Source organism: Plantibacter sp. ME-Dv--P-122b (assembly GCF_030209375.1).
In the GTDB taxonomy this organism is placed as follows: domain Bacteria; phylum Actinomycetota; class Actinomycetes; order Actinomycetales; family Microbacteriaceae; genus Plantibacter.
Genome location: NZ_JARVSC010000009.1, coordinates 206,267 through 225,438 on the forward strand (window position 1 = coordinate 206,267; position 19,172 = coordinate 225,438).

The following is a 19,172-nucleotide window of genomic DNA, read 5'->3' on the forward strand; positions in this document are numbered from 1 at the left end:
TCGAAAGGAACCCCCATGAGCATCGAACGCGCGGACGTCATCGTCACGAGCCCCGGCCGGAACTTCGTCACCCTGAAGATCACCACCAGCGACGGTGTCGTGGGCTGGGGCGACGCGACCCTCAACGGGCGCGAGCTCGCCGTCGCGTCGTACCTCGGCGACCACGTCGCGTCGATGCTGATCGGCCGCGACGAGGACCGCATCGAGGACACCTGGCAGTGCCTGTACCGCGGACCGTACTGGCGGCGCGGCCCGGTCACGATGGCGGCCATCGCCGCGGTGGACATGGCGCTCTGGGACATCAAGGCGAAGAAGGCCGGGGTGCCGCTGTATCAGCTGCTCGGCGGGGCGAGCCGGTCGGGGATCCGGGCGTACGCCCACGCCTCGGGGACGGACTACCAGGCGCTCGCCAACGCGATCACCGGGTACCAGGAGCTCGGGTTCACCGCGGTCCGCGTCCAGACCGGTGTGCCGGGCCTCGGGCAGGTCTACGGGGTGTCCGCCTCAGGGCCCGGTGTCCGCTACGACTACGAGCCGGCCAAGCGAGCGTCCGACGGCTCGGCCGCCACGGCACCGACCGAGGAGTCCTGGGACACCGCGGGCTACCTCGCGCACATGCCGGGCGTCTTCGAGCAGATCCGCCAGGACTTCGGGACGGGTCTCCGGATCCTGCACGACGGACACCACCGCATGTCGCCGATCGAGGCCGCGCGGTTCGCGAAGGACATCGAGCCGTACAAGCTCTTCTGGCTGGAGGACTGCACACCGGGGGAGGACCAGACCGCCCTGCGACTCGTCCGCCAGCACTCGACCACGCCGTTGGCGATCGGCGAGGTCTTCAACTCGGTGTACGACTACCAGACCCTCATCACCGAGCGCCTCATCGACTACGTCCGCTCGGCGGTGACGCATACCGGTGGCATCACGGCGATGAAGAAACTGCTCGACTTCGCGGCGATCTACGGCATCCGTTCCGGCATCCACGGCCCCACCGACATCTCGCCCATCGGGATGGCCGCAGCGCTGCACCTCGACCTCGCGATCCACAACTTCGGGATCCAGGAGTACATGCCGCACAACGAGCAGACCCTCGAGGTGTTCCAGACCTCCTTCACCTTCGACGACGGCTTCCTGCACCCCGGCGAGCAGCCCGGCCTCGGCGTCGAACTCGATGAGGACGCGGCAGCGGCGTTCGAGTACACGAAGGCGTACCTGCCGGTGAACCGGCTGACGGACGGCACCGTCCACGACTGGTGAGCGGCGGCGCCATACGCCGGCGGCAGCCCTCGGTGCCGCCGACGATAGGGTGAGGACCCGTGACGACCGCCCTTCCCCCTGAGCATCGCGAGACGACGCCCCGCGGGGTCCTCGTCTCCGTCGTCGCCTCGTTCCTGTTCGCGGCGCTGTTCTTCCTGCCACCGCTGCTGGAGCCGTTCGGGGCGAACGAGATCTTCGCCTGGCGCGTCATCGCGACGGTGCCGGTGCTGGCGACGCTCATCGCGGTGTTCGGGTGGTGGCGAGACGTCCGCGACATCGCGGTCCGTCTCGCACGTCGTCCGCTCCTCGTCCTCGTGGTCGTCGCCGACGGGCTCCTGCTGTCCCTCCAGCTGTGGCTCTTCGGTTGGGCACCGCAGACGGGGCACGGGCTCGAACTCGCGCTCGGCTACCTCCTGATGCCGCTGGCGATGGTCGTGGTCGGCGTCGTCCTGCATCGGGAGCGACTCGCACCGCTCCGGATCGCCGCGGTCGCCGCAGCCGCCGTCGGTGTCACCGCCGCGATCGTCGTGGCCGGTGGGCTGTCCTGGGCGACCATCGCGGTCGCGGTCGGATACCCGGTCTACTTCGCGATCCGGCGCCGGGCCGAGCTCGACTCCATCGGTGCGTTCTGCTTCGAGTTGGCGGTCCTCGTCCCCGTCGCGATCGTGCTGGCGCTGCAACCGTCCTCACTCGCCGTCCTGGGCGCGCACCCGCAGCTGGGCTGGGGGATCGTGCTCCTCGGGGTGATCGGCGGCGTCGCCCTCGTGCTGTACCTCGTCGCGAGTCGTCTGCTGTCGTTCGGCGTCTTCGGGCTGCTCAGCTACCTGGAACCGGTGCTGCTGGTCCTCGTTGCGGTCCTCCTCCTCGGCGAATCGCTGACGCTCGCCGACGGGTTCGTCTACGGCCCGATCGTGGTCGCCCTCGTGCTGCTGGGGCTCGAGACGGTGCGTCGCCCGTCGCGCTGATCGTTCGCCTGCAGCCCGGCGCGTCGCCGCGAACCTGTGAAGTCAAGCCTCGGGACGTGTTCCGCGAGCGCGCCTAGCCTGATGGCATGGTTACGAAGCATGCTCCTGCACTGTCGCTCGAGTCGCCGTTTCCTCCAGCGCGAGACTCGTCCGAACGGCACCACGTCGTCCCGATCGGTGCCCGGCAATGGCGGATCTCGAACGACGCCGATCCCTCCTCACCCGAATGCTGTCTCGCGTACGTCGAGGCGCAGGGAACCGGCTACGACGTCCTCATCGTCGCGCCCAGTCCGCCCGAATGGCTGCACGTGGACACCTTCGACGAGGCCAAGCGCGCCGCGATCCGACGGCCCTCGCCGCAGCTCTGAGTCGCTCCACCGGCATTCGTTCGCCCATGTTTGGGCGACGGAGTGCTGGTTCGCCCAAGGATGGGCGAATGAATGGGATCAGAGTGGAACCTCAACGAGGCGAGCGAGTCGGAGCTCGAGTTGATCGCCGCATGGACAGCGCCGATCCGGCACTGCACGCGCACGGGGTGATCGCCCAGGACTGCTCGTCCGATCGTCGCGCAGGTGGCGCTCACCGCACCGCTGATGGCGATCCCCGCACCGCTGCGCGTGCCCGGCCTCGATCCCGAACCCTGAATGGGGAGTGGTGCCCATGCCCGGGTTCAGTCCGCGAGGAGATCGGGCGGAGTGACGACCAAGCAGAGGACGCCCCAGAACATCGCGCCGAACACCGAGAGGACGACCGGCAGCGCGACCAGGTCGGCTCCCGTGCCGGCCAACCGGGTGAACTCCACCGACCACAGCAAGACGACGAGACCCAGCACGGCTGCTCCTCCAGCGAGTGCTCGCTGCACCCGACGGTTCGCCTGCCACGACTCGCGGAGCCCGGCGAGGCCGAGGATCGCGGCGACCACGGACAGCGCGAGCGGGACTGCGACCATGAGCCAGGTCGGCGCGGTGCCGTCGACCACTCCGTTCCGGTCGACGTGGACGTCGAGCGTCGGGGGTGCGGTCGGGAGAACGGTCCAAGCAGTGACGACCCCAGCTGCCAGCGGGAGGCACATCAGCCCGGCCGAGACGACCTCGCGGACGGTCCTGCTCATCGGTTCGCCCCCCAGCGCCTCCGGCGTGTGTTCATTCGCCCATATTTGGGCGAAGGTGTGCTCGTTCGCCCATATTTGGGCGAACGAAGCGCGGCTGCGCGATCAGTCGATGCCGATGTCCTCGCCGACGACGGTGATCTGGGCCGGGACGGGCCACGGGTGGTCGCCGACGGGGGCGAGACGGACGAGCTCGGTGACCCGGGGCGCCGGCGCACCCGCGGAACCGATGAGCCAACCGCCCACGAGGAAGGTGGTGCCGGGGACCGACCAGACGGCGATACTGGTCACGCCGAAGTCGCCGTACGCGCTGTCGGAGAACCGCACCGTGACGAGGTCGCCGTGCGAGAGGTCGGCGAGCTGAGCGGCGACGGCACGCGGGTCGGGGTCGACGGGGTCGAGCTCGGGGATCGACTCGAGCACCTGCAAGGGCTTGGTCGGCTTGCCGTTCTGATCGAGTGCCGTGCCGGCCAGGAGGAGGCCGCCGATGATCGGCGAGCGGCGGGCCCGGCCGACGAGGTCGAACACGCCGTAGCGGGGCACGCTCAGACGCGCTTGCAGTGAAGCAGCGTCCTCGGCCGACTCGATGGCGGCCGTGAGGCCTTTGATGTCGCGGCGAGCAGGAGCGCTGAGGTCGTAGTTCACGGTTCCACTCTCCCATGCGAGGTCGGGAGACGAGCAACCTGCCCATCCCGATCACCGGGCGCCGTCGTATCGTCCGATCGCTGGACCGAGTGAGAGGGTGGAGGGATGATCGCCGCGCTCGCCCTCCCCGTCACGCTCACCACGCCCCGACAGGAGCTGGTGCTGCGTCGCGCGCGTCCCGAGGACCTCGACGCGCTCATGGCGCTGTTGTCCGACGATCCGATCAGCGCCGCACGCGGAGACCGCGCCGAACAGGACGACCTGCCGGCGTACGGGCAAGCGCTGGTGGAGGTGACGGAGGACCCGTCGAACGACCTCCTGCTCGTCGAGGACGCCGCCGGAGCCGTGATCGCGACGATGCAGCTGACCCGCATCCCCGGCATGGCCCGTCGCGGCTCGACGCGCCTGCTCGTCGAAGCGGTGCGTGTGTCCTCGAGCCTGCGCTCCGGTGGTGTCGGATCGGCCATGATGCGCTGGGTGACGGACGTCGCCGCCCCGGCGACCGGTTCGTCGATCGTGCAGTTGACCTCCGACGAGGCCCGGGTCGACGCCCACCGCTTCTACGAGCGACTCGGCTTCGTCGGCTCGCACCGCGGCTTCAAGTACGCCGTCGACGCCGCACCTCGGCGGGCTCGGTGACCGGTAGCGGTGAGCAAAGTCCGCTCCATGGATGATGAGCGCTCGGAGAGTGGTCGACGCCACGACGTGGTCTGCGCGGTCCTGATCCGGCATCGACAGGTCCTCCTCGCGCATCGAGCCGCGACGAACGACTGGTACCCGGACGTCTGGGACCTCCCGGGTGGTCATGTGGAGTCGGGCGAGACCGGTACGCAAGCGCTGATTCGCGAGCTGCGCGAAGAACTCGGGGTGTCGATCAGCGAACTCGGCGACCCGCCGGTCGCGGAACTCCGACTCGAGGACATGACCCTGCGGATCTGGCGCGTCGACACTTGGCTCGGTGAGCCGCAGAACCAAGCTCCCGAGGAGCACGACACCGTGGGATGGTTCGACCTCGCGGAGGTTTCAGTGCTGGAGCTGGCGTCTGCCGAATACCGTCCGCTCCTGCATCGCCTGCTCGAATGATGCCGTTCCGCGAGCCGACGGTGCGCGGCGGCTGCTGATCGGCCGGTGGCGTCGATGCGCCGAATCCACCAGGCAGTCTGAGCACCACACCGGTGCGTCCGGTCGTCGGGTCGTCGGGTCGGCCAGCAGGGCGCTTCGCTTACGCTCTGAGGATGGGTATCGTCCGTACACTCGCCCGCTGGCTCCTCGGAGCTGCCCTCGTCTTCGCCGGCGTCGGCCACCTCACGTTCGCCCGGCAGTCGTTCGTCGCCCAGGTGCCGCAGTGGCTGCCGCTCCCGGTCGACCTGGTCGTCGTCGCGTCCGGGGTGGTCGAGATCCTCCTCGGCCTCTCGCTGATCCTGCTCGCCCGGTACCGCGTCGCCGTCGGCTGGATCGTCGCCGCGTTCTTCGTCGCGGTGTTCCCTGGCAACATCGAGCAGTTCGTCCGAGGCACCGACGCCTTCGGGCTCGACAGCGACGTCGCACGCTGTGTCCGGCTGGCCTTCCAGCCCCTCCTCGTCGTCTGGGCGCTCTGGTCGACGGGTGCATGGCGAGCGTGGCGGACCAGCCGCCGTCGGACGTCCCCGGCCGAGCCTGGCCTCGAGCGGGCCTAGTCATCCGGCCCCACCGGGTGTCAAGGGGCCTGAATTTCGAGTCACCATCCGGCAGGGTTGATGCATGCGATGCATTACATACGCGGGTGAGAATGTTGTGACGACCGACGAGGTCGCGGCCCTCCTGGTGGAGCTGACGGCTGAGCTCGCCAAGCGCGGACGAGCCGAAGCAATCACGATTCCGATCGTCGTGGAAGACGACGTCGATGGCGACACCTCCGCCCAGCTCGTGATCGGGCTCGGCAACGACGTGCTGTCGGTCCCGCAGTCCTGGGACCAGGACGTGCCGGACTTCGCGGACGCCGAGACCCGCCTGCAGGGCTACCTCGACGACCTCCGCCCGTCCACAACGGCATACGAGCCGCGCGACTCCCTCGAGACCACGGACGTCCTCGAAGACCCGGACCTCGACCTGCGCGACTTCTCCCGCTGAGTCGGGCCCGTACGACAGCGCCGGCGTCGACCCCTCGGGTCGACGCCGGCGTCCGTTCGGATCGCTCAGCGCGGGAGCGGCAGCTTGGCCGTCTCGCGCGCCCGCAGCACGACGATCAAGGTGATGAGCGCGGCCGCCATCACGTAGAACGCAGGGGCGAACCGGTTGCCGGTCGAGGCGATGAGGAACGTCGCGAAGTAGGGCGTGATCCCGCCGAACACGGCGACCGACAGGTTGTACGCGATCGCCATGGAGCCGTATCGGATGTTCGTGGGGAACAGCTCCGCCATCGCGGCACTCGAGGCGCCGTCGTATGCGGCCATGAACACGCCGAGGATCACCATGGCGATGGCCGCGGCCGCGAAGTTGCCGGCGCTCATGAGCATCAGCGTCGGGTAGGTGAGGACCAGGAACCCGACGCAACCGGCGATCATCACCGGCTTCCGGCCGATGCGGTCGCTCAGCAGTCCCATGAACGGGACGAGGATCGCGATCGCGAGTAGCCCGAGCACCGTGACCCCGTAGCTGAGCGGCTGTGAGTAGCCGAGATCGGTCTGCAGGTACGACGGCATGAAGGTCTGCAGGATCCAGTGGCCGACGGCCTTGATGACGACGAAGCCGACGCAGAAGAGCAGTGCCTTCCAGGACGTGCGCAACGAGGTCCGCAACGGTGACTTCGAGACGGCCCCCTTGGCCTGGATCGCCTGGAACTCCGGGGTGTCCTCGAGTTTGTTCCGCAGGTAGAGGCCGGCGAGACCGAGCGGCAGGGCGAGGAAGAACAGGACACGCCAGCCCCACTCGTTGAGCGCGTCAGCGCCGAGTGTCGATGTGAACAGCAGGACGAGGCCGGCACCGACCACGAAGGCGGCGAACCCGAACACGTCGATGAAGCTCGTCACGAAGCCGCATCGGTTGGACGGGGCGTACTCGGCGAGCAGCGTCGTGGCACCCGAGCTCTCGCCCCCGGCGGCGAAGCCCTGCACGAGCCGCACGATCACGAGCAGGATCGGCGCCCAGAGGCCGATGAGGTCGAAGGTCGGCAGGAGCCCCATGACCACGGTCGCTCCGGAGGTGACCAGGATGACCGTCGCGAGAATCGTCTTCCGACCGATGCGATCGCCGAGCGAACCCCAGAAGAGGCCACCGAGTGGCCGCATGACGAACCCGGCGCCGAAGACGGCGAACGCCGAGAGGAGTGCCGCCTGCGGGTTGCCCTGCTGGAAGAAGTTGAGACTGATGACGGTCGCGAGCGTGCCGTAGAGGCCGAAGTCGAACCACTCGACGAAGTGGCCGGCGCCGGCCGCCCAGATCACTTTGCGCATCCGGCGCGAGCGTTCCGCGTCGTCGTAGGGGGTCTCGGCGCTACGCGCCTCAGCCTCGGCGGTAATCGCTCCAGGCTGCGTTCTGCTGTCGCTCATCGGTCCTCACATCATTGTCGGGCGGCGCGTCGATTATCGCCTACCGGAGATTATGACCCACTGAATGGGAAAGTGCTACCACTGAGTGATAACTTGGTGTCACCGGTGCTCGTCAGGCCGAACAGTCTCCAGAATTCCGCATCACGAAGGAGTGTCATGCAGCACCGCACCCAGACCACAGACGTCGTCGTCATCGGCGGTGGCCTCGCAGGAGTGTCAGCAGCCGTCGCCGCTGCCCGGCTCGGATCCCGGGTCTCGCTCGTCACCAATCGTCCGGTGCTCGGTGGCAACTCGTCGAGCGAGGTGCGGGTGTGGGTGGTCGGAGCGACCGCGCACGGCCACCAGCGGTTCGCGCGGGAGACCGGGATCATGGGCGAGCTCTTCCTCGAGAACCAGTACCGCAACCCGGAAGGCAACCCGTTCTACTGGGACCAGACCGTCCTCGACCTCGTGCGCGCCGAGCCGAACCTGCAGCTGCACCTCAACACCGACGTCCGCATCGTCACGATGGAGGAGCCGGCGGTCGGTGAGGAGTCGCCGTCGCCACGGATCACGTCCGTCACCGGATGGACGATGGGCAGCGAGATCGAGACCGAGTTCATCGCCCCCGTCTTCATCGACTGCACGGGAGACGGGCTGGTGGGACATCTCGCGGGTGCGACCTCCCGCATCGGGCGCGAGGGCCGCGCCGAGCTCGGTGAGCCGTGGGCGCCCGAGGTGGCGGACGACGAACTCCTCGGCAGCTCGATCTTCTTCTACACGAAGGATGCGGGTCGCCCGGAGCGGTTCGTCGCCCCCGACATCGCGCGCGACATCCGTGACACCCCGATCCTCACCAACCGGATCATCCGGACCGGCGACAACGGCTGCAACTACTGGTGGATCGAGTGGGGCGGCGAGCTCGACACCGTGGCCGAGAACGAGCAGATCCGCGACGAGCTGTGGAGCGTCGTCTTCGGGATCTGGGACTACATCAAGAACTCCGGCGAGTTCGACGCCGACACCCTGACGCTCGAGTGGGTCGGGTCGATCCCGGGCAAGCGCGAGTACCGGCGGCTGCTCGGCGACCACACCCTCACGCAGAACGACCTGCTCGACCAGGTCGACTTCGAGGACACCGTGGCCTTCGGAGGGTGGTCCATCGACCTGCACCCCGTCGAGGGCGTCTATGCCGAGACCGCCGGTGCGCAGCAGCGCTTCAGCAACGGCACCTACGGGATACCCTTCCGCAGCCTGTACTCGCGAGACGTCGGCAACCTGCTGTTCGCCGGACGCAACATCTCCGCCTCACACGTCGCGTTCGGGTCCACCCGCGTCATGGCGACCTGCGCCACGCAGGGCCAGGCGGTGGGGACGGCTGCGGCACTCATCGCCCGCGACGGACTGACGCCCCGGGAGCTCGCCGGGCACGCACTCCCGCTCCTGCAGCGCACCCTGCTCCGCGAGGACGCCCCGGTCATCGGCATCACCACGGACGACCCCGACGACCTGGCCGGACGGGCGACGGTCTCCGCCTCGAGCGCGCTCGACACGATCTCCACCCTGGAGCACCTCGGCTCCGGCGAGCGGTTCACGCTCGACCGCGACGTCGCGATCCTCGTGCCCGTCGCTCCGTCACTCGACCAGATCACCCTGCTCGTCGACGCCGCACGCGAGACCACCCTCCGCGTCGAACTGTGGAGCACGGGCAAGCGTCAGAACGCCGTCCCGGTCGAGCACCTCCTCGACGGGGCTGCGGACATCGCCGCCGGGGTGGGCGTGTCGGCCACCGTCCGCTTCGGATGGACGCCGGATGTCGAGCAGAACGCGGTGCTCGTCGTCCGTGCCAACCCGGACGTCAGCCTGCTCCTCACGGAGGGCCACCCCTACGGGCTCCTCGTCCTGACCGCGAAGCACGCGTCCGACGAGGTGTTCGACGACCACATCCCCGAGGAGCAGGACCAGGCGATCCTCGACTGGAACGCCCGGAAGCTCCGCGGCCGGAGCGTCGCGCTGACCGTCGGTGGGGACACCACGGCGTACCGCCCGGAGCGGATCGTCGACGGCTACCAGCGACCCTACGGCGGACCGCACCTGTGGTCCTCGGAGCGGCTCGCGGAGGGCCGCGACCTGGTCGCCGAGCCCGAGGTCCTCGCCCTGCACTGGGACGAGCCGGTCGATGTCGCGTCCGTCCGGATCGTGTTCAACGACGACGTCGACGTGGACCTCATCAATCTGCACCACCATCGCACGGACTTCGAGGCGGTGCCCGAGCTCGTCGCCTCCTACCGGCTCGAAGCGCGACCGGCGGGTGCAGCCGAGGGGACGTGGACGGTGTTGGCCGAGGTCGAGGGGAACCGGCACCGCCACCGGATCCACGACGTCGAACCCGTGCGGGTCGACGCCCTCCGTGTCGTCGTCACGGCCACGAACGGGTCGCCCTACGTGAGTGTCGCGAGTGTGAAGGTCTTCGACCAGCCGAGCGGGCGCACCACCCGGCCGCGCCGAGCCCGAGCGCTACGCTGAACACGGCCTCCGAGGCCGGACATCCGAATCGACACCGACACCGTGGAGGACCCGTGGCAGGCGAGATCCAGCAGGGCATCGGCCGTGCGGCATCCGTGCTCGCCGTTCTCGGCGCATCGACCACCGGGCCGTTGAGAGCTTCAGACATCGCCCGGGCGACCGGTCTCGGCACCTCGACGACGGCTCGCCTGCTCGGCACGCTCGAAGAGCTGGGGTATGTGACGAAGGCGGCCGACAGCCCGTCCTACGCGATCGGCGCGACCATCCTGGCGCTCGCGAGCGAGGGGCTCAATCAGAACCCGGTGCACCGGGAGTCGCGTGCTCCTGCCCAGGAGCTCGCGCAACGGATCGGACTCAGCGTCAACGTCGGCGTGCTCGACGGCTCGAGCCTCATCTACCTGTGCCACTTCGAGGGCGCCCTCGCACCGAAGTCGCACTCCATGATCGGGCTGCGCCAGCCGCTCCACGCGTCCGCGCTCGGGAAGTGCCTGCTCCTCGACCTCGACACCGACGGTCTCCGCTCACTGCTCGGCGAGGAACCGCTCCCGCGGTACACCGCGAACACCATCACCGAGCACGCGGCCCTCGCCGCCGAGCTCGCCACGGCGCGGGAACGCGGCGTCTGCATGGAGGACCAGGAGCTCGCGCTGGGTCGTCTCGGGATCGCGGCGCCGATCCGCGACGCGAACGCCAGAGTCGTGGCGGCGATCTCCATCTCGGGTCGGCTGAGCCTGATGCGTGAGCGCGACCTCGACGTCCTCACCGAGGACCTCATCGAAGTGGCGGACCGGATCAGCGTCGGTCTCGGCCTCATCTCCGCGATTCCCTCCTCCTGACCAGTACCCGGCAAACCGACCTCACGAACCGAAGGTGACCAGTGGCGCAATTCGACCTCCCCCTCGCCCAGCTCCAGCAGTACCTGCCCGACCGCGAAGAGGCGTCGGACTTCGACACCTTCTGGGCGGACACGCTCGCCGAGGCCCACGCCCTCGCACAGCCGACGGTGCGTGAACGGTCCAACCCGGAGCTGACGGGTCTCGTCGTCGAGGATGTCACGTTCTCCGGATTCGGGGGCGACCCGATCAAGGGCTGGTTCATCCGTCCTGCCGGCGCGACCGAGCCACTCCCGTGCATCGTGCACTACATCGGGTACAGCGGCGGTCGCGGTTTCGCCCACCAGTGGACGACGCTGCCGTCGGCCGGGTACGCGATGTTCGTCATGGACACCCGCGGTCAGGGGAGTGCGAACCTGCCGGGCGCGACGGCCGACCCGTTCGGAAGCGGTCCGCAGGTCGCCGGCAAGATGAGCGCCGGGCTCGACAGCCCCGAGACCTACTACTACCGCCGGGTCTTCACCGACGCCGCGCTGGCGGTCGACGTGGTGCGCAGCTTCCCCGAGGTCGATCCCGCTCGCGTGGTCGTCTCGGGCGTCAGCCAGGGTGGAGGCATCGCGCTCGCCGCGGCCGGGCTCTGCGAGGGGCTGGCGGCGGCGCTCGTCGACGTCCCGTTCCTGTCGCACTTCCGTCGTGCCCTGCAGATCACGGACGCGAGCCCCTTCGCCGAGCTGAAGACGTACCTCATCAGCCGACGCGGCCACGAGGAGGAGGTCTTCCGGACGCTCTCCTACTTCGACGCGACGAACTTCGCCGCGCGCGCGACGGTCCCGGCGCTGTTCTCCGTGGCGCTGTGCGACGCCGTGTGCCCGCCCTCGACGGTGTACGCGGCGTTCAACCACTACGCGGGCACGCAGAAGGACATCGCCGTCTACCCGTACAACGGGCATGAGGGTGGCGGGCCGGTGCAGCAGCAGGCGCAGCTGACCTTCCTCACGGAACTCCTCGCCTGAGCCCTCGTTCGCCCGACGATGGGCGAACGGGCGTGGGACGATGTGCACGTGACTGAGACCGGCGGCACGGACCCGACCCTGACGACCACCCGGCGTCGGACGCGGGCCGGCATGATCGCGGCGATGGCGCTCGTGCTCTCCTTCGCGGCCGGAGCGACCGACGCGTTCGCGTTCCTCCAGCTCGGCGGCGTCTTCACCGCGAACATGACCGGCAACTTCGTGCTGGCCGGACTCACGAGCCGGCCAGACTTCGCGGAGGTCCTGCTCGGGGCGACGGTCGCCGTGTTGCTGTTCTCCGTCGGGACGTTCCTTGCCTTCCGGTTCACGAGGCTCGTCGCCACCGCCGACCGACCGACCCCGGAGGCACCGCAGCACCGGCTCGTCCTCGTGCTCGCCGGTGCGGTGGTCGCGCAGGCGTGCGTCCTCATCGGATGGATCGTGTCCTCCGACCTGCGCACGACGCCGGTGATCTGCGTCCTCATCGCGCTCTCCACGCTCGCGATGGCGGGGCAGACAGCTGTCGCTCGTCGCATCGAGCGTTCGGGCGTGACCACCACCTTCGTCACCGGCACGCTCACGAGTCTCATGCAGAGCCTCGCCGACGGTGTCCACGACCACCACCTCATCCGCATCGGCGCGATCGTGCTGCTCGTGACGGGCGCCCTCTGCGGCTCGCTCCTCACCGGCGTGGACCCGGTGTTCGGTGCCGCGCTGCCCCTCCTCCCGTCGATCGTCGGGCTGGTGCTCCTCCGGCTCGCGCCGACGGCCTCCAGAGACTGACGACGAGCGCCGGCACCGATCGGTGTCAGGCGACGGCGGCGGTCGCCTCGATCTCGACGAGCTGGTCGTCGTAGCCGAGCACGGTGACCCCGAGGAGCGTCGACGGCACGTCGTGATCGCCGAAGGCGGCGCGCACGACCTCCCACGCGGTGACGAGGTCGGACTGCTTCGTCGACGCGACGAGCACTCGGGTACTGGCCACGTCGCCGAGCCTCGCACCGGCGGCCTCGAGGGCGATGACGAGGTTCTCGACGCACTTCTCCGCCTGCCCGGCGACGTCACCGACGGCAGCGGTCGAGCCGTCGACGTTGAGCGGGCAGGATCCGGCCAGGAACAACAGCCGGGCGCTCGCCGGAACGGATGACGCGTAGGCGTACTCCGCGGCGTCGGAGAGCTCGTCGGATCGGATCAGCGTGACGACGGACATGGTTCCTCCTCGTGGTGCGCGCGCGATCGCACGACCGCTCTCGATCCATCGTGCCCGACATCGATGGACGGCGTCGGTGAGGACCCCGGCGTCGGATCGCCGTCAGTGGGTGAGCTGCGCCCGGATGAGGATGGGGAAGTGGTCGCTGGCCTCCGAGGTGGGGTCCTGCTCGTCGACGAGGGCTTCGATCGGTTCCAGTCGGGTGTGCGGAGCGACACTGCCTGAGCGACCCAGCACCCAGTCGATGCGTGCGTTCCCGGGACGCTGCGGACCGTAGCCCTGGAACGTGCCGATGCCGTCGCTCTCGACCGGTGAGAGGTCGACGAAGCCGGCGTCAGCCAAGGCGTCGTGCGCCGCCGATCCGCGTTCGGTGTTGAAGTCGCCGGTGAGGAGGACGGGGACGTCGACGCCGGAGAAGCGGTCGGCGATCAGCTTCGCGCTGCGCGTGCGGACGTCGTCGCCGTGCGGTGAGCTCTCATGGTCGAGGTGGGTGTTGGCGAAGACGAGCTCGTCGCCGGTGCGTCGCTCGCGGAGCCGGACCCAGGTGACGAACCGCGCGTGCAGCGACGGCCAGGTGTTCGAGCCCGGCTCATCGGGGGTGTCCGACAGCCAGAACTCGCCGGCGTCGAGCTGTTCGAACCGCGAGCGGCGGAAGCACACCGGGCCGTACTCGCCGGCCGAACCGCCGTCGCGACCCTGCCCGAACCAGTCGTACTCGGCGAGACCCGGGAGCAGGTCGTGCAGCTGGTGTTCGCGGACCTCCTGCAGCCCGAGGAGGTCGGGTGCGTTGCGGGCGATGACCTGTGAGACGAGCGGTGCACGATCCACCCACTCGTGACCGGGCTGGGCGACGGCGGTGCGGATGTTGTAGCTCATGACGGTCAGGACGTTCCGGGTCAGGATGGATTCGCTCACCCGGCCAGCGTAGGGGAGCCGGGTGACGGGGAGCTGTCCCCATGTCGCCGACCGGTCCGCCTGCCTAGACTCGCCCCATGACCTTCGACCTCCGCGACGCCCAGGCCCGGATCCTCGCGCTCAACAGCGAAGAACTCCCCTTCATCTACGACCCGACACCCGACGGCATCGTCGCGCACTGGCGGTACGCCGACCAGCGCTGGCTCGGCTTCATCGGTGCCGGCATGTTCAGTGCCGAGTACGAGCTGCGGGTCGAGCTGCACCCCGAGGACGGCGAGTGGGAGTTCCACGAGCAGTCGTCCTCCTCGAAGACGACGCTCGGCGTCGACGGACTCTCGACGAAGCGCACCTGGCAGTCCGGCCCGCAGAAGTCCTTCTCCTTCGGACGGAGCGTCGCGCCGATCTCGCAGTCCACCGACCGCGATGGCACGACGACCGGCCAGTTCATGGGCTACGACTTCACGACCGACGAGGTCAAGCAGCCCGTGATCGACGCCCTGACCGCCGCCGGCTGGAAGCCGCGCAAGGGGTTCTTCGGCAAGCTCTTCGGCGGCTGATCAGCCGGCCCTGAGTCGCCCAAAACTGCACGGAAGTCGCTGAATTCCGTGCAGATCCGGGCGACTCACGCACGCGCGACGACCGCGGCTAGGCTTTCAGGAACCTCGCCGCCGACCGGACGGATGGACCTGTGCTCGTCACCATCACCTCGACCGCGCCCTCGGCCGCCGACCTGGGGCACCTCGTCCGCAAACATCCCGCGCGGGCGCAGAGCTTCGACCTCAGCGTCGGGCGCGCCCACGTGTTCTACCCGGAGGCGACCGACGAGCGGTGCACCATCGCCCTGCTGCTCGAGGTCGACGCGATCGCGATCGTCCGTCAGAAGCGCTTCGGCGGCGGTGACAGCGCGTCGCTCTCGCAGTACGTGAACGACCGACCGTACGCGTCGTCGTCGATGGTCGCCGTCGCGATCGGGCAGGTGTTCCGCAGCGCCATGACCGGCCGCAGCGACTCCCACCCGGAGCTCGCCGCCGCAGCGCTCCCGCTGACGATCACGGTCGCGGCGGTGCCGTCGCGAGGTCTGGAGCAGCTGGCGACCCGACTCTTCAGCCCGCTCGGCTGGACCGTCGTCGAACGGGCGATCCCACTCGACCCGACGGTTCCCGCATGGGGTGACTCGCGATACGTCGACCTCGAGCTGACCGGTGATCTCCGTCTCGCAGACGCGCTCCGCCAGCTCTACGTGCTGCTGCCCGTGCTCGACGACGCCAAGCACTACTGGGTCTCCGACGACGAGGTCGGCAAGCTTCTCCGCGCCGGCGAGGGGTGGCTGGCCGATCACCCCGACCGGGACCTGATCACCAAGCGGTATCTCGCGCACCAGTCGCGGATGGTCACCGATGCGCAGTCGCAGCTCGACCCGGAGGCGCGGACCGACGGTGCCGACGGGGACGACGCTGCCACCGCGTCACGGACGAAGCGCGCCCCGGCACTCGCCGGCCTGCGTGCCGAGGCGGTCCTGCAGGCGCTCACCGACGTGCGAGCACGTTCGGTCGCCGACGTCGGCTGCGGCGAGGGTGCCCTCCTCACGCGATTGCTGGCGGATCCTCTGGTCACCACGGTGATCGGTACCGACGTCTCCGCACGCGCGCTCGCATCCGCGTCGCAGCGGCTCGGGCTCCGCGACGCGAGCGATCGCGTCCGTGAGCGGGTCCAGCTGCTGCAGTCCTCGGCGACCTATGCGGACACCCGGCTGGGCGGACTCGACGCGATCGTGCTCATGGAGGTCGTCGAGCACATCGACGCCGAGCGCCTCGATGCACTCGAGGCTTCGGTCTTCGGAGCTGCGGCCCCCGAAGCCGTGATCGTCACGACGCCGAACCGCGAGTACAACGCGTTGTATCCCTCGTTGCCGGCGGGTTCGTTCCGGCACCCCGACCACCGGTTCGAATGGGACCGCCAGGAGTTCGCGACCTGGTGCACCACTGCGGCCGAGCGGTACGGCTACGGCGTCGAGCACCGCACGGTCGGCGACGTCGACGCGCAGCTCGGCTCGCCGACGCAGCTCGCCATCTTCCGGAAGGCCATCTCATGAGCGACCTCGAGCAGACCCCCGCCGCGCTTCCGATCCCCGAACTGTCGCTCGTGGTCCTCATCGGCGTGAGCGGATCCGGCAAGTCGACCTTCGCCGCCACGCACTTCGGTCGGTTCGAGACCCTGTCGAGCGACTTCTTCCGTGGGCTCGTCTCCAACGACGAGAACAACCAGGCCGCCAGCGCCGACGCCTTCGCCGCGCTCCGCGACGTGGCCGCGCGCCGTCTCGACGCCGGGCTCCTCACGGTCATCGACGCGACCAACGTCCAGCCCGCCTCGCGGAAGTCGCTGATCGATCTGGCGCGCAACCACGACGTCCTCCCCGTCGCCGTGGTCCTCGACGTCCCGGAGCGCGTCTGCATCGAGCGCAACGAGGCTCGCGAGGACCGCTCCTTCGGCGCGGCCGTCATCACGCGGCAGCAGGACCAACTGCGCCGGTCGATGCGGCACCTCAGCAAGGAGGGCTTCCGGAAGGTCCACGTGCTGTCCGGGGTGGAGGCGATCGCGCAGGCGTCGTTCGTCCGTGAGCCGCTGCTCAACGACCGCCGTCAGGAGCGCGGTCCCTTCGACGCGATCGGCGACGTGCACGGGTGCCGGAGCGAGCTCGAGACGCTGCTCACGAAGCTCGGATACGTGATCGAGCGCGATGTCGAGGGTCGGCCGATCGACGCCGCGCACCCCGAGGGTCGCCGCGCGATCTTCCTCGGCGACCTCGTCGACCGCGGGCCCGACACGCCTGGCGTGCTGCGACTGGCGATGGGGATGGTCGGCGCGGGGCATGCCCTGGCGGTGCCCGGGAACCACGAATCGAAGCTCGTCCGCGCGTTGCAGGGCAAGCGAGTGCAGACCAGTCACGGGCTCGCCGAGTCGCTCGCGCAACTGGCCGAGGAGTCGGAGGAGTTCCGTGCCGAGGTCGAGCGGTTCTGTCGCGAGCTCGTCGCGCACCTCGTCCTCGACGACGGGAAGCTCGTCGTCGCACACGCCGGCCTGATCGAGCAGTATCACGGACGCGCCTCCGGGCGAGTGCGGTCGTTCGCGCTGTACGGCGACACCACGGGGGAGACCGACGAGTACGGCCTGCCCGTGCGGCTGCCGTGGGCGGAGGACTACCGCGGCAAGGCGACCGTCCTCTACGGCCACGTGCCGACCGTCGACGCCGAGTGGGTCAACAACACGATGTGCCTCGACACCGGCGTCGTCTTCGGCGGCAAGCTGAGTGCCCTGCGGTGGCCGGAGCGCGAGGTCGTCGACGTCCCGGCCGAGCAGGTCTGGTACGAACCCGTCGTGCCGCTCGGCCGCCCCACCGGTCCTGCCGGTGAGCAGCGGGATCCCGGGCTGCTGCGCATCGACGACGTCCTCGGCAAGCAGGTCGTCGAGACCCGCGTCTCGGGCCGGGTCGGCATCCGCGAGGACGCGGCTGCCGGCGCACTCGAGGTCATGAGCCGGTTCGCGATCGACCCGCGGCGCCTGGTCTATCTGCCACCGACGATGAGTCCGCCGAGCACCTCGCAGCGGAAGGACCTGCTGGAGCACCCGGCTGAGGCCTTCGAGGCGTATCGCCGGGATGGGCTCGACCGGGTGGTCTGCGAGGAGAAGCACATGGGCTCGCGAGCCGTCGTGCTGCTCACCCGTGATCCGGAACCCTTCGGTGCTCCCACGGGATGGCGTGGCACAGTTCACACCCGCACCGGTCGGCCGTTCTTCGACGAGGAGACGACGCAGACGCTCCTGACCCGGCTCGACGCCGCCGCGGAGCGAGCCGGTCTCTGGGAGGAGCTCGACACCTCCTGGCTGCTGTTCGACAGCGAGCTGCTGCCGTGGTCGGTGAAGGCGGAGAGCCTGATCCGCGACCACTACGCCTCGGTCGGAGCTGCCGCGACTGCTGCACTCCCGGCGGCCGTGCACGTGCTGGAGCAGGCGGCGACGACCGGTGTCGACGTCTCGGACCTGCTCGAGCGGACGCGACGACGGGCCGAGGCCGCCGACGCCTACGTCGCGGCCTACCGCCCGTACACCGCGCCCTCGAACGGCTTGGAGGGCGTGCAGCTCGCGCCGTTCCAGCTGCTCGCCTCGACCGGGACGAGTCATCTCGATCGTGACCACGCCTGGCACCTCTCGGTCGCCGACCGCCTCGCGGACGCCGACCCGGAACTCATCCGCCGGACCCGCTCGATCGAGGTCGACCTCACCTCGCCGGCCTCCGAGGACGCCGCGACCACGTGGTGGGAGGAGCTGACCGGCGCGGGTGGTGAGGGCATGGTGGTGAAGCCTGTGGCCGGTCTCGTCCGCGGTGCGAAGTCGCTCGTGCAGCCCGGCATCAAGGTGCGGGGCCGTGAGTACCTGCGCATCATCTACGGTCCCGACTACACGGAGCCGCACAACCTCGAGCGCCTGCGAGATCGGGACATCGGCCACAAGCGGTCGATGGCGCTGCGCGAGTACGCGCTCGGCGTGGAGGCGGTCGAACGGTTCGTCGCCGGTGAACCGACCTGGCGGGTGCACCAGGCCGTCTTCGGCGTCCTCGCCATGGAGTCCGAGCCGATCGACCCGCGCCTCTAGCGTCGGCCCTGGCGGGTCGTCAGCGGAGGACGGAACTCAGCAGGAGGCTCGTCTCGCTGTTGACGACGCCCTCGATGCGCCGGATCCCGCCGAGCACGCGGTCGAAGTCGGTCAGCGTCTCGGTGCGGAGTTCCGCGACGAGGTCCCACCCGCCGTTGGTGGTGTGGAGCGCGCTGATCTCCGGGAACCCGCGGAGCTGGCGGATGACGTGATCGGTGGTGCGACCCTCGACCTCGATGAACGCGATCGCGCGGATGGTGCCGGGGTCGAGTTCGTCGCGCACCCGGACGGAGAACCCGACGACCGTGCCGGAGGAGATGAGTCGCTCCAGGCGGCTGTTCACGGTCGCCCGCGCGACGTCGAGCGACCGGGCCAGGCTCGCGACCGACGCACGGCCGTCGGCTCGGAGGGCAGCCAACAGCCTCCGGTCCAGATCGTCCAGCGCAGCCATGAACACAATGTACAACCGAGTTACTCACATTGTGCATAAACTGTGCACAAATCGCGCAGCTCTGGAATAGAAAGTGCAGATCGTCGAAACCTAGGC

General features: G+C 69.4%; 20 protein-coding genes. 14 read left to right on the top strand and 6 right to left on the bottom strand.

Annotated elements, in window-relative coordinates:
- Positions 1 to 15 precede the first annotated feature (15 nt).
- The 3 genes from manD to QRN19_RS15945 all read left to right on the top strand — a co-directional run bounded on the left by manD (position 16) and on the right by QRN19_RS15945 (position 2,590).
- Positions 16 to 1,257 carry a D-mannonate dehydratase ManD gene (manD, locus tag QRN19_RS15935; RefSeq protein ID WP_285028177.1) on the top strand — a complete coding sequence of 414 codons (1,242 nt, stop codon included), beginning with the start codon at positions 16 to 18 and terminating at the stop codon, positions 1,255 to 1,257.
- 59 nt (positions 1,258 to 1,316) lie between these two features.
- Positions 1,317 to 2,222 carry an EamA family transporter RarD gene (rarD, locus tag QRN19_RS15940; protein WP_285028178.1) on the top strand — a complete coding sequence of 302 codons (906 nt, stop codon included), beginning with the start codon at positions 1,317 to 1,319 and terminating at the stop codon, positions 2,220 to 2,222.
- Positions 2,223 to 2,308: 86 nt separating this feature from the next.
- Complete coding sequence (locus tag QRN19_RS15945; protein ID WP_285028179.1) at positions 2,309 to 2,590, top strand: hypothetical protein; 282 nt, start codon at positions 2,309 to 2,311, stop codon at positions 2,588 to 2,590.
- A 302-nt stretch (positions 2,591 to 2,892) separates the two neighbouring features.
- On the opposite strand, the gene QRN19_RS15950 is transcribed toward QRN19_RS15945, so the two are convergent.
- Positions 2,893 to 3,333 carry a hypothetical protein gene (locus QRN19_RS15950; RefSeq protein WP_285028180.1) on the bottom strand — a complete coding sequence of 147 codons (441 nt, stop codon included), beginning with the start codon at positions 3,331 to 3,333 and terminating at the stop codon, positions 2,893 to 2,895.
- Between the two features lie 102 nt (positions 3,334 to 3,435).
- A complete protein-coding gene (locus QRN19_RS15955; RefSeq protein WP_285028181.1) occupies positions 3,436 to 3,975 on the bottom strand; it encodes a hypothetical protein in 540 nt (179 codons plus the stop codon).
- Between the two features lie 105 nt (positions 3,976 to 4,080).
- Here QRN19_RS15955 and QRN19_RS15960 point away from each other — a divergent pair, with 105 nt between their 5' ends.
- The 4 genes from QRN19_RS15960 to QRN19_RS15975 all read left to right on the top strand — a co-directional run bounded on the left by QRN19_RS15960 (position 4,081) and on the right by QRN19_RS15975 (position 6,084).
- Entirely contained in the window at positions 4,081 to 4,614 is a 534-nt protein-coding gene (locus QRN19_RS15960) for a GNAT family N-acetyltransferase (protein ID WP_285028182.1), read from the top strand.
- A 27-nt stretch (positions 4,615 to 4,641) separates the two neighbouring features.
- The gene (locus QRN19_RS15965; RefSeq protein ID WP_285028183.1) at positions 4,642 to 5,058 is read left to right on the top strand and encodes an NUDIX domain-containing protein; all 417 of its coding nucleotides are present in this window, start codon (positions 4,642 to 4,644) and stop codon (positions 5,056 to 5,058) included.
- A 152-nt stretch (positions 5,059 to 5,210) separates the two neighbouring features.
- Positions 5,211 to 5,651 carry a DoxX family protein gene (locus QRN19_RS15970; RefSeq protein WP_285028184.1) on the top strand — a complete coding sequence of 147 codons (441 nt, stop codon included), beginning with the start codon at positions 5,211 to 5,213 and terminating at the stop codon, positions 5,649 to 5,651.
- A gap of 97 nt (positions 5,652 to 5,748) precedes the next feature.
- Positions 5,749 to 6,084, top strand: a complete 336-nt coding sequence (locus QRN19_RS15975; RefSeq protein ID WP_285028185.1) for a hypothetical protein — start codon at positions 5,749 to 5,751, stop codon at positions 6,082 to 6,084.
- Positions 6,085 to 6,149: 65 nt separating this feature from the next.
- On the opposite strand, the gene QRN19_RS15980 is transcribed toward QRN19_RS15975, so the two are convergent.
- Entirely contained in the window at positions 6,150 to 7,502 is a 1,353-nt protein-coding gene (locus QRN19_RS15980) for an MFS transporter (RefSeq protein WP_285028186.1), read from the bottom strand.
- Positions 7,503 to 7,658: 156 nt separating this feature from the next.
- Between QRN19_RS15980 and QRN19_RS15985 the strand changes: the two genes are divergently transcribed.
- Genes QRN19_RS15985 through QRN19_RS16000 form a run of 4 tightly spaced genes read left to right on the top strand, consistent with a single transcriptional unit; the run spans position 7,659 to position 12,633 of the window.
- Entirely contained in the window at positions 7,659 to 10,007 is a 2,349-nt protein-coding gene (locus QRN19_RS15985) for an FAD-dependent oxidoreductase (RefSeq protein WP_285028187.1), read from the top strand.
- Between the two features lie 53 nt (positions 10,008 to 10,060).
- On the top strand, positions 10,061 to 10,843 hold the full coding sequence (locus QRN19_RS15990) for an IclR family transcriptional regulator (RefSeq protein ID WP_285028188.1): 783 nt from the start codon (positions 10,061 to 10,063) through the stop codon (positions 10,841 to 10,843).
- A 41-nt stretch (positions 10,844 to 10,884) separates the two neighbouring features.
- A complete protein-coding gene (locus QRN19_RS15995) occupies positions 10,885 to 11,853 on the top strand; it encodes an acetylxylan esterase (RefSeq protein ID WP_285028189.1) in 969 nt (322 codons plus the stop codon).
- A gap of 48 nt (positions 11,854 to 11,901) precedes the next feature.
- Complete coding sequence (locus tag QRN19_RS16000) at positions 11,902 to 12,633, top strand: YoaK family protein (RefSeq protein WP_285028190.1); 732 nt, start codon at positions 11,902 to 11,904, stop codon at positions 12,631 to 12,633.
- A 25-nt stretch (positions 12,634 to 12,658) separates the two neighbouring features.
- Here the strand turns inward: QRN19_RS16000 and QRN19_RS16005 are convergent, their stop codons facing one another.
- The gene (locus QRN19_RS16005) at positions 12,659 to 13,060 is read right to left on the bottom strand and encodes a RidA family protein (RefSeq protein ID WP_285028191.1); all 402 of its coding nucleotides are present in this window, start codon (positions 13,058 to 13,060) and stop codon (positions 12,659 to 12,661) included.
- 102 nt (positions 13,061 to 13,162) lie between these two features.
- Positions 13,163 to 13,975 carry an endonuclease/exonuclease/phosphatase family protein gene (locus QRN19_RS16010; protein ID WP_285028192.1) on the bottom strand — a complete coding sequence of 271 codons (813 nt, stop codon included), beginning with the start codon at positions 13,973 to 13,975 and terminating at the stop codon, positions 13,163 to 13,165.
- 77 nt (positions 13,976 to 14,052) lie between these two features.
- Between QRN19_RS16010 and QRN19_RS16015 the strand changes: the two genes are divergently transcribed.
- From QRN19_RS16015 to QRN19_RS16025, 3 genes are all read left to right on the top strand, one after another.
- Positions 14,053 to 14,532: a hypothetical protein gene (locus QRN19_RS16015; protein ID WP_285028193.1), complete on the top strand. Its 480-nt coding sequence runs from the start codon at positions 14,053 to 14,055 to the stop codon at positions 14,530 to 14,532.
- Positions 14,533 to 14,663: 131 nt separating this feature from the next.
- The gene (locus QRN19_RS16020) at positions 14,664 to 16,067 is read left to right on the top strand and encodes a 3' terminal RNA ribose 2'-O-methyltransferase Hen1 (protein ID WP_285028194.1); all 1,404 of its coding nucleotides are present in this window, start codon (positions 14,664 to 14,666) and stop codon (positions 16,065 to 16,067) included.
- Positions 16,064 to 18,625, top strand: coding sequence for a polynucleotide kinase-phosphatase (locus QRN19_RS16025; RefSeq protein WP_285028195.1), 2,562 nt, complete (start codon positions 16,064 to 16,066; stop codon positions 18,623 to 18,625). The genes QRN19_RS16020 and QRN19_RS16025 overlap by 4 nt, the downstream gene beginning before the upstream one ends.
- Positions 18,626 to 18,644: 19 nt before the next feature.
- On the opposite strand, the gene QRN19_RS16030 is transcribed toward QRN19_RS16025, so the two are convergent.
- Positions 18,645 to 19,076: an Lrp/AsnC family transcriptional regulator gene (locus tag QRN19_RS16030; RefSeq protein ID WP_064293981.1), complete on the bottom strand. Its 432-nt coding sequence runs from the start codon at positions 19,074 to 19,076 to the stop codon at positions 18,645 to 18,647.
- Positions 19,077 to 19,172: the final 96 nt, after the last annotated feature.

What these genes read in the sequence shown, in the direction of transcription:
- manD (WP_285028177.1), top strand. Translation starts at nt 16, where the DNA reads ATGAGCATCGAACGCGCGGACGTCATCGTCACGAGCCCCGGCCGGAAC.
- QRN19_RS15945 (WP_285028179.1), top strand. Translation starts at nt 2,309, where the DNA reads ATGGTTACGAAGCATGCTCCTGCACTGTCGCTCGAGTCGCCGTTTCCT.
- QRN19_RS15950 (WP_285028180.1), bottom strand. Translation starts at nt 3,333, where the DNA reads ATGAGCAGGACCGTCCGCGAGGTCGTCTCGGCCGGGCTGATGTGCCTC.
- QRN19_RS15960 (WP_285028182.1), top strand. Translation starts at nt 4,081, where the DNA reads ATGATCGCCGCGCTCGCCCTCCCCGTCACGCTCACCACGCCCCGACAG.
- QRN19_RS15965 (WP_285028183.1), top strand. Translation starts at nt 4,642, where the DNA reads ATGGATGATGAGCGCTCGGAGAGTGGTCGACGCCACGACGTGGTCTGC.
- QRN19_RS15970 (WP_285028184.1), top strand. Translation starts at nt 5,211, where the DNA reads ATGGGTATCGTCCGTACACTCGCCCGCTGGCTCCTCGGAGCTGCCCTC.
- QRN19_RS15980 (WP_285028186.1), bottom strand. Translation starts at nt 7,502, where the DNA reads ATGAGCGACAGCAGAACGCAGCCTGGAGCGATTACCGCCGAGGCTGAG.
- QRN19_RS15985 (WP_285028187.1), top strand. Translation starts at nt 7,659, where the DNA reads ATGCAGCACCGCACCCAGACCACAGACGTCGTCGTCATCGGCGGTGGC.
- QRN19_RS16005 (WP_285028191.1), bottom strand. Translation starts at nt 13,060, where the DNA reads ATGTCCGTCGTCACGCTGATCCGATCCGACGAGCTCTCCGACGCCGCG.
- QRN19_RS16015 (WP_285028193.1), top strand. Translation starts at nt 14,053, where the DNA reads ATGACCTTCGACCTCCGCGACGCCCAGGCCCGGATCCTCGCGCTCAAC.
- QRN19_RS16025 (WP_285028195.1), top strand. Translation starts at nt 16,064, where the DNA reads ATGAGCGACCTCGAGCAGACCCCCGCCGCGCTTCCGATCCCCGAACTG.
- QRN19_RS16030 (WP_064293981.1), bottom strand. Translation starts at nt 19,076, where the DNA reads ATGGCTGCGCTGGACGATCTGGACCGGAGGCTGTTGGCTGCCCTCCGA.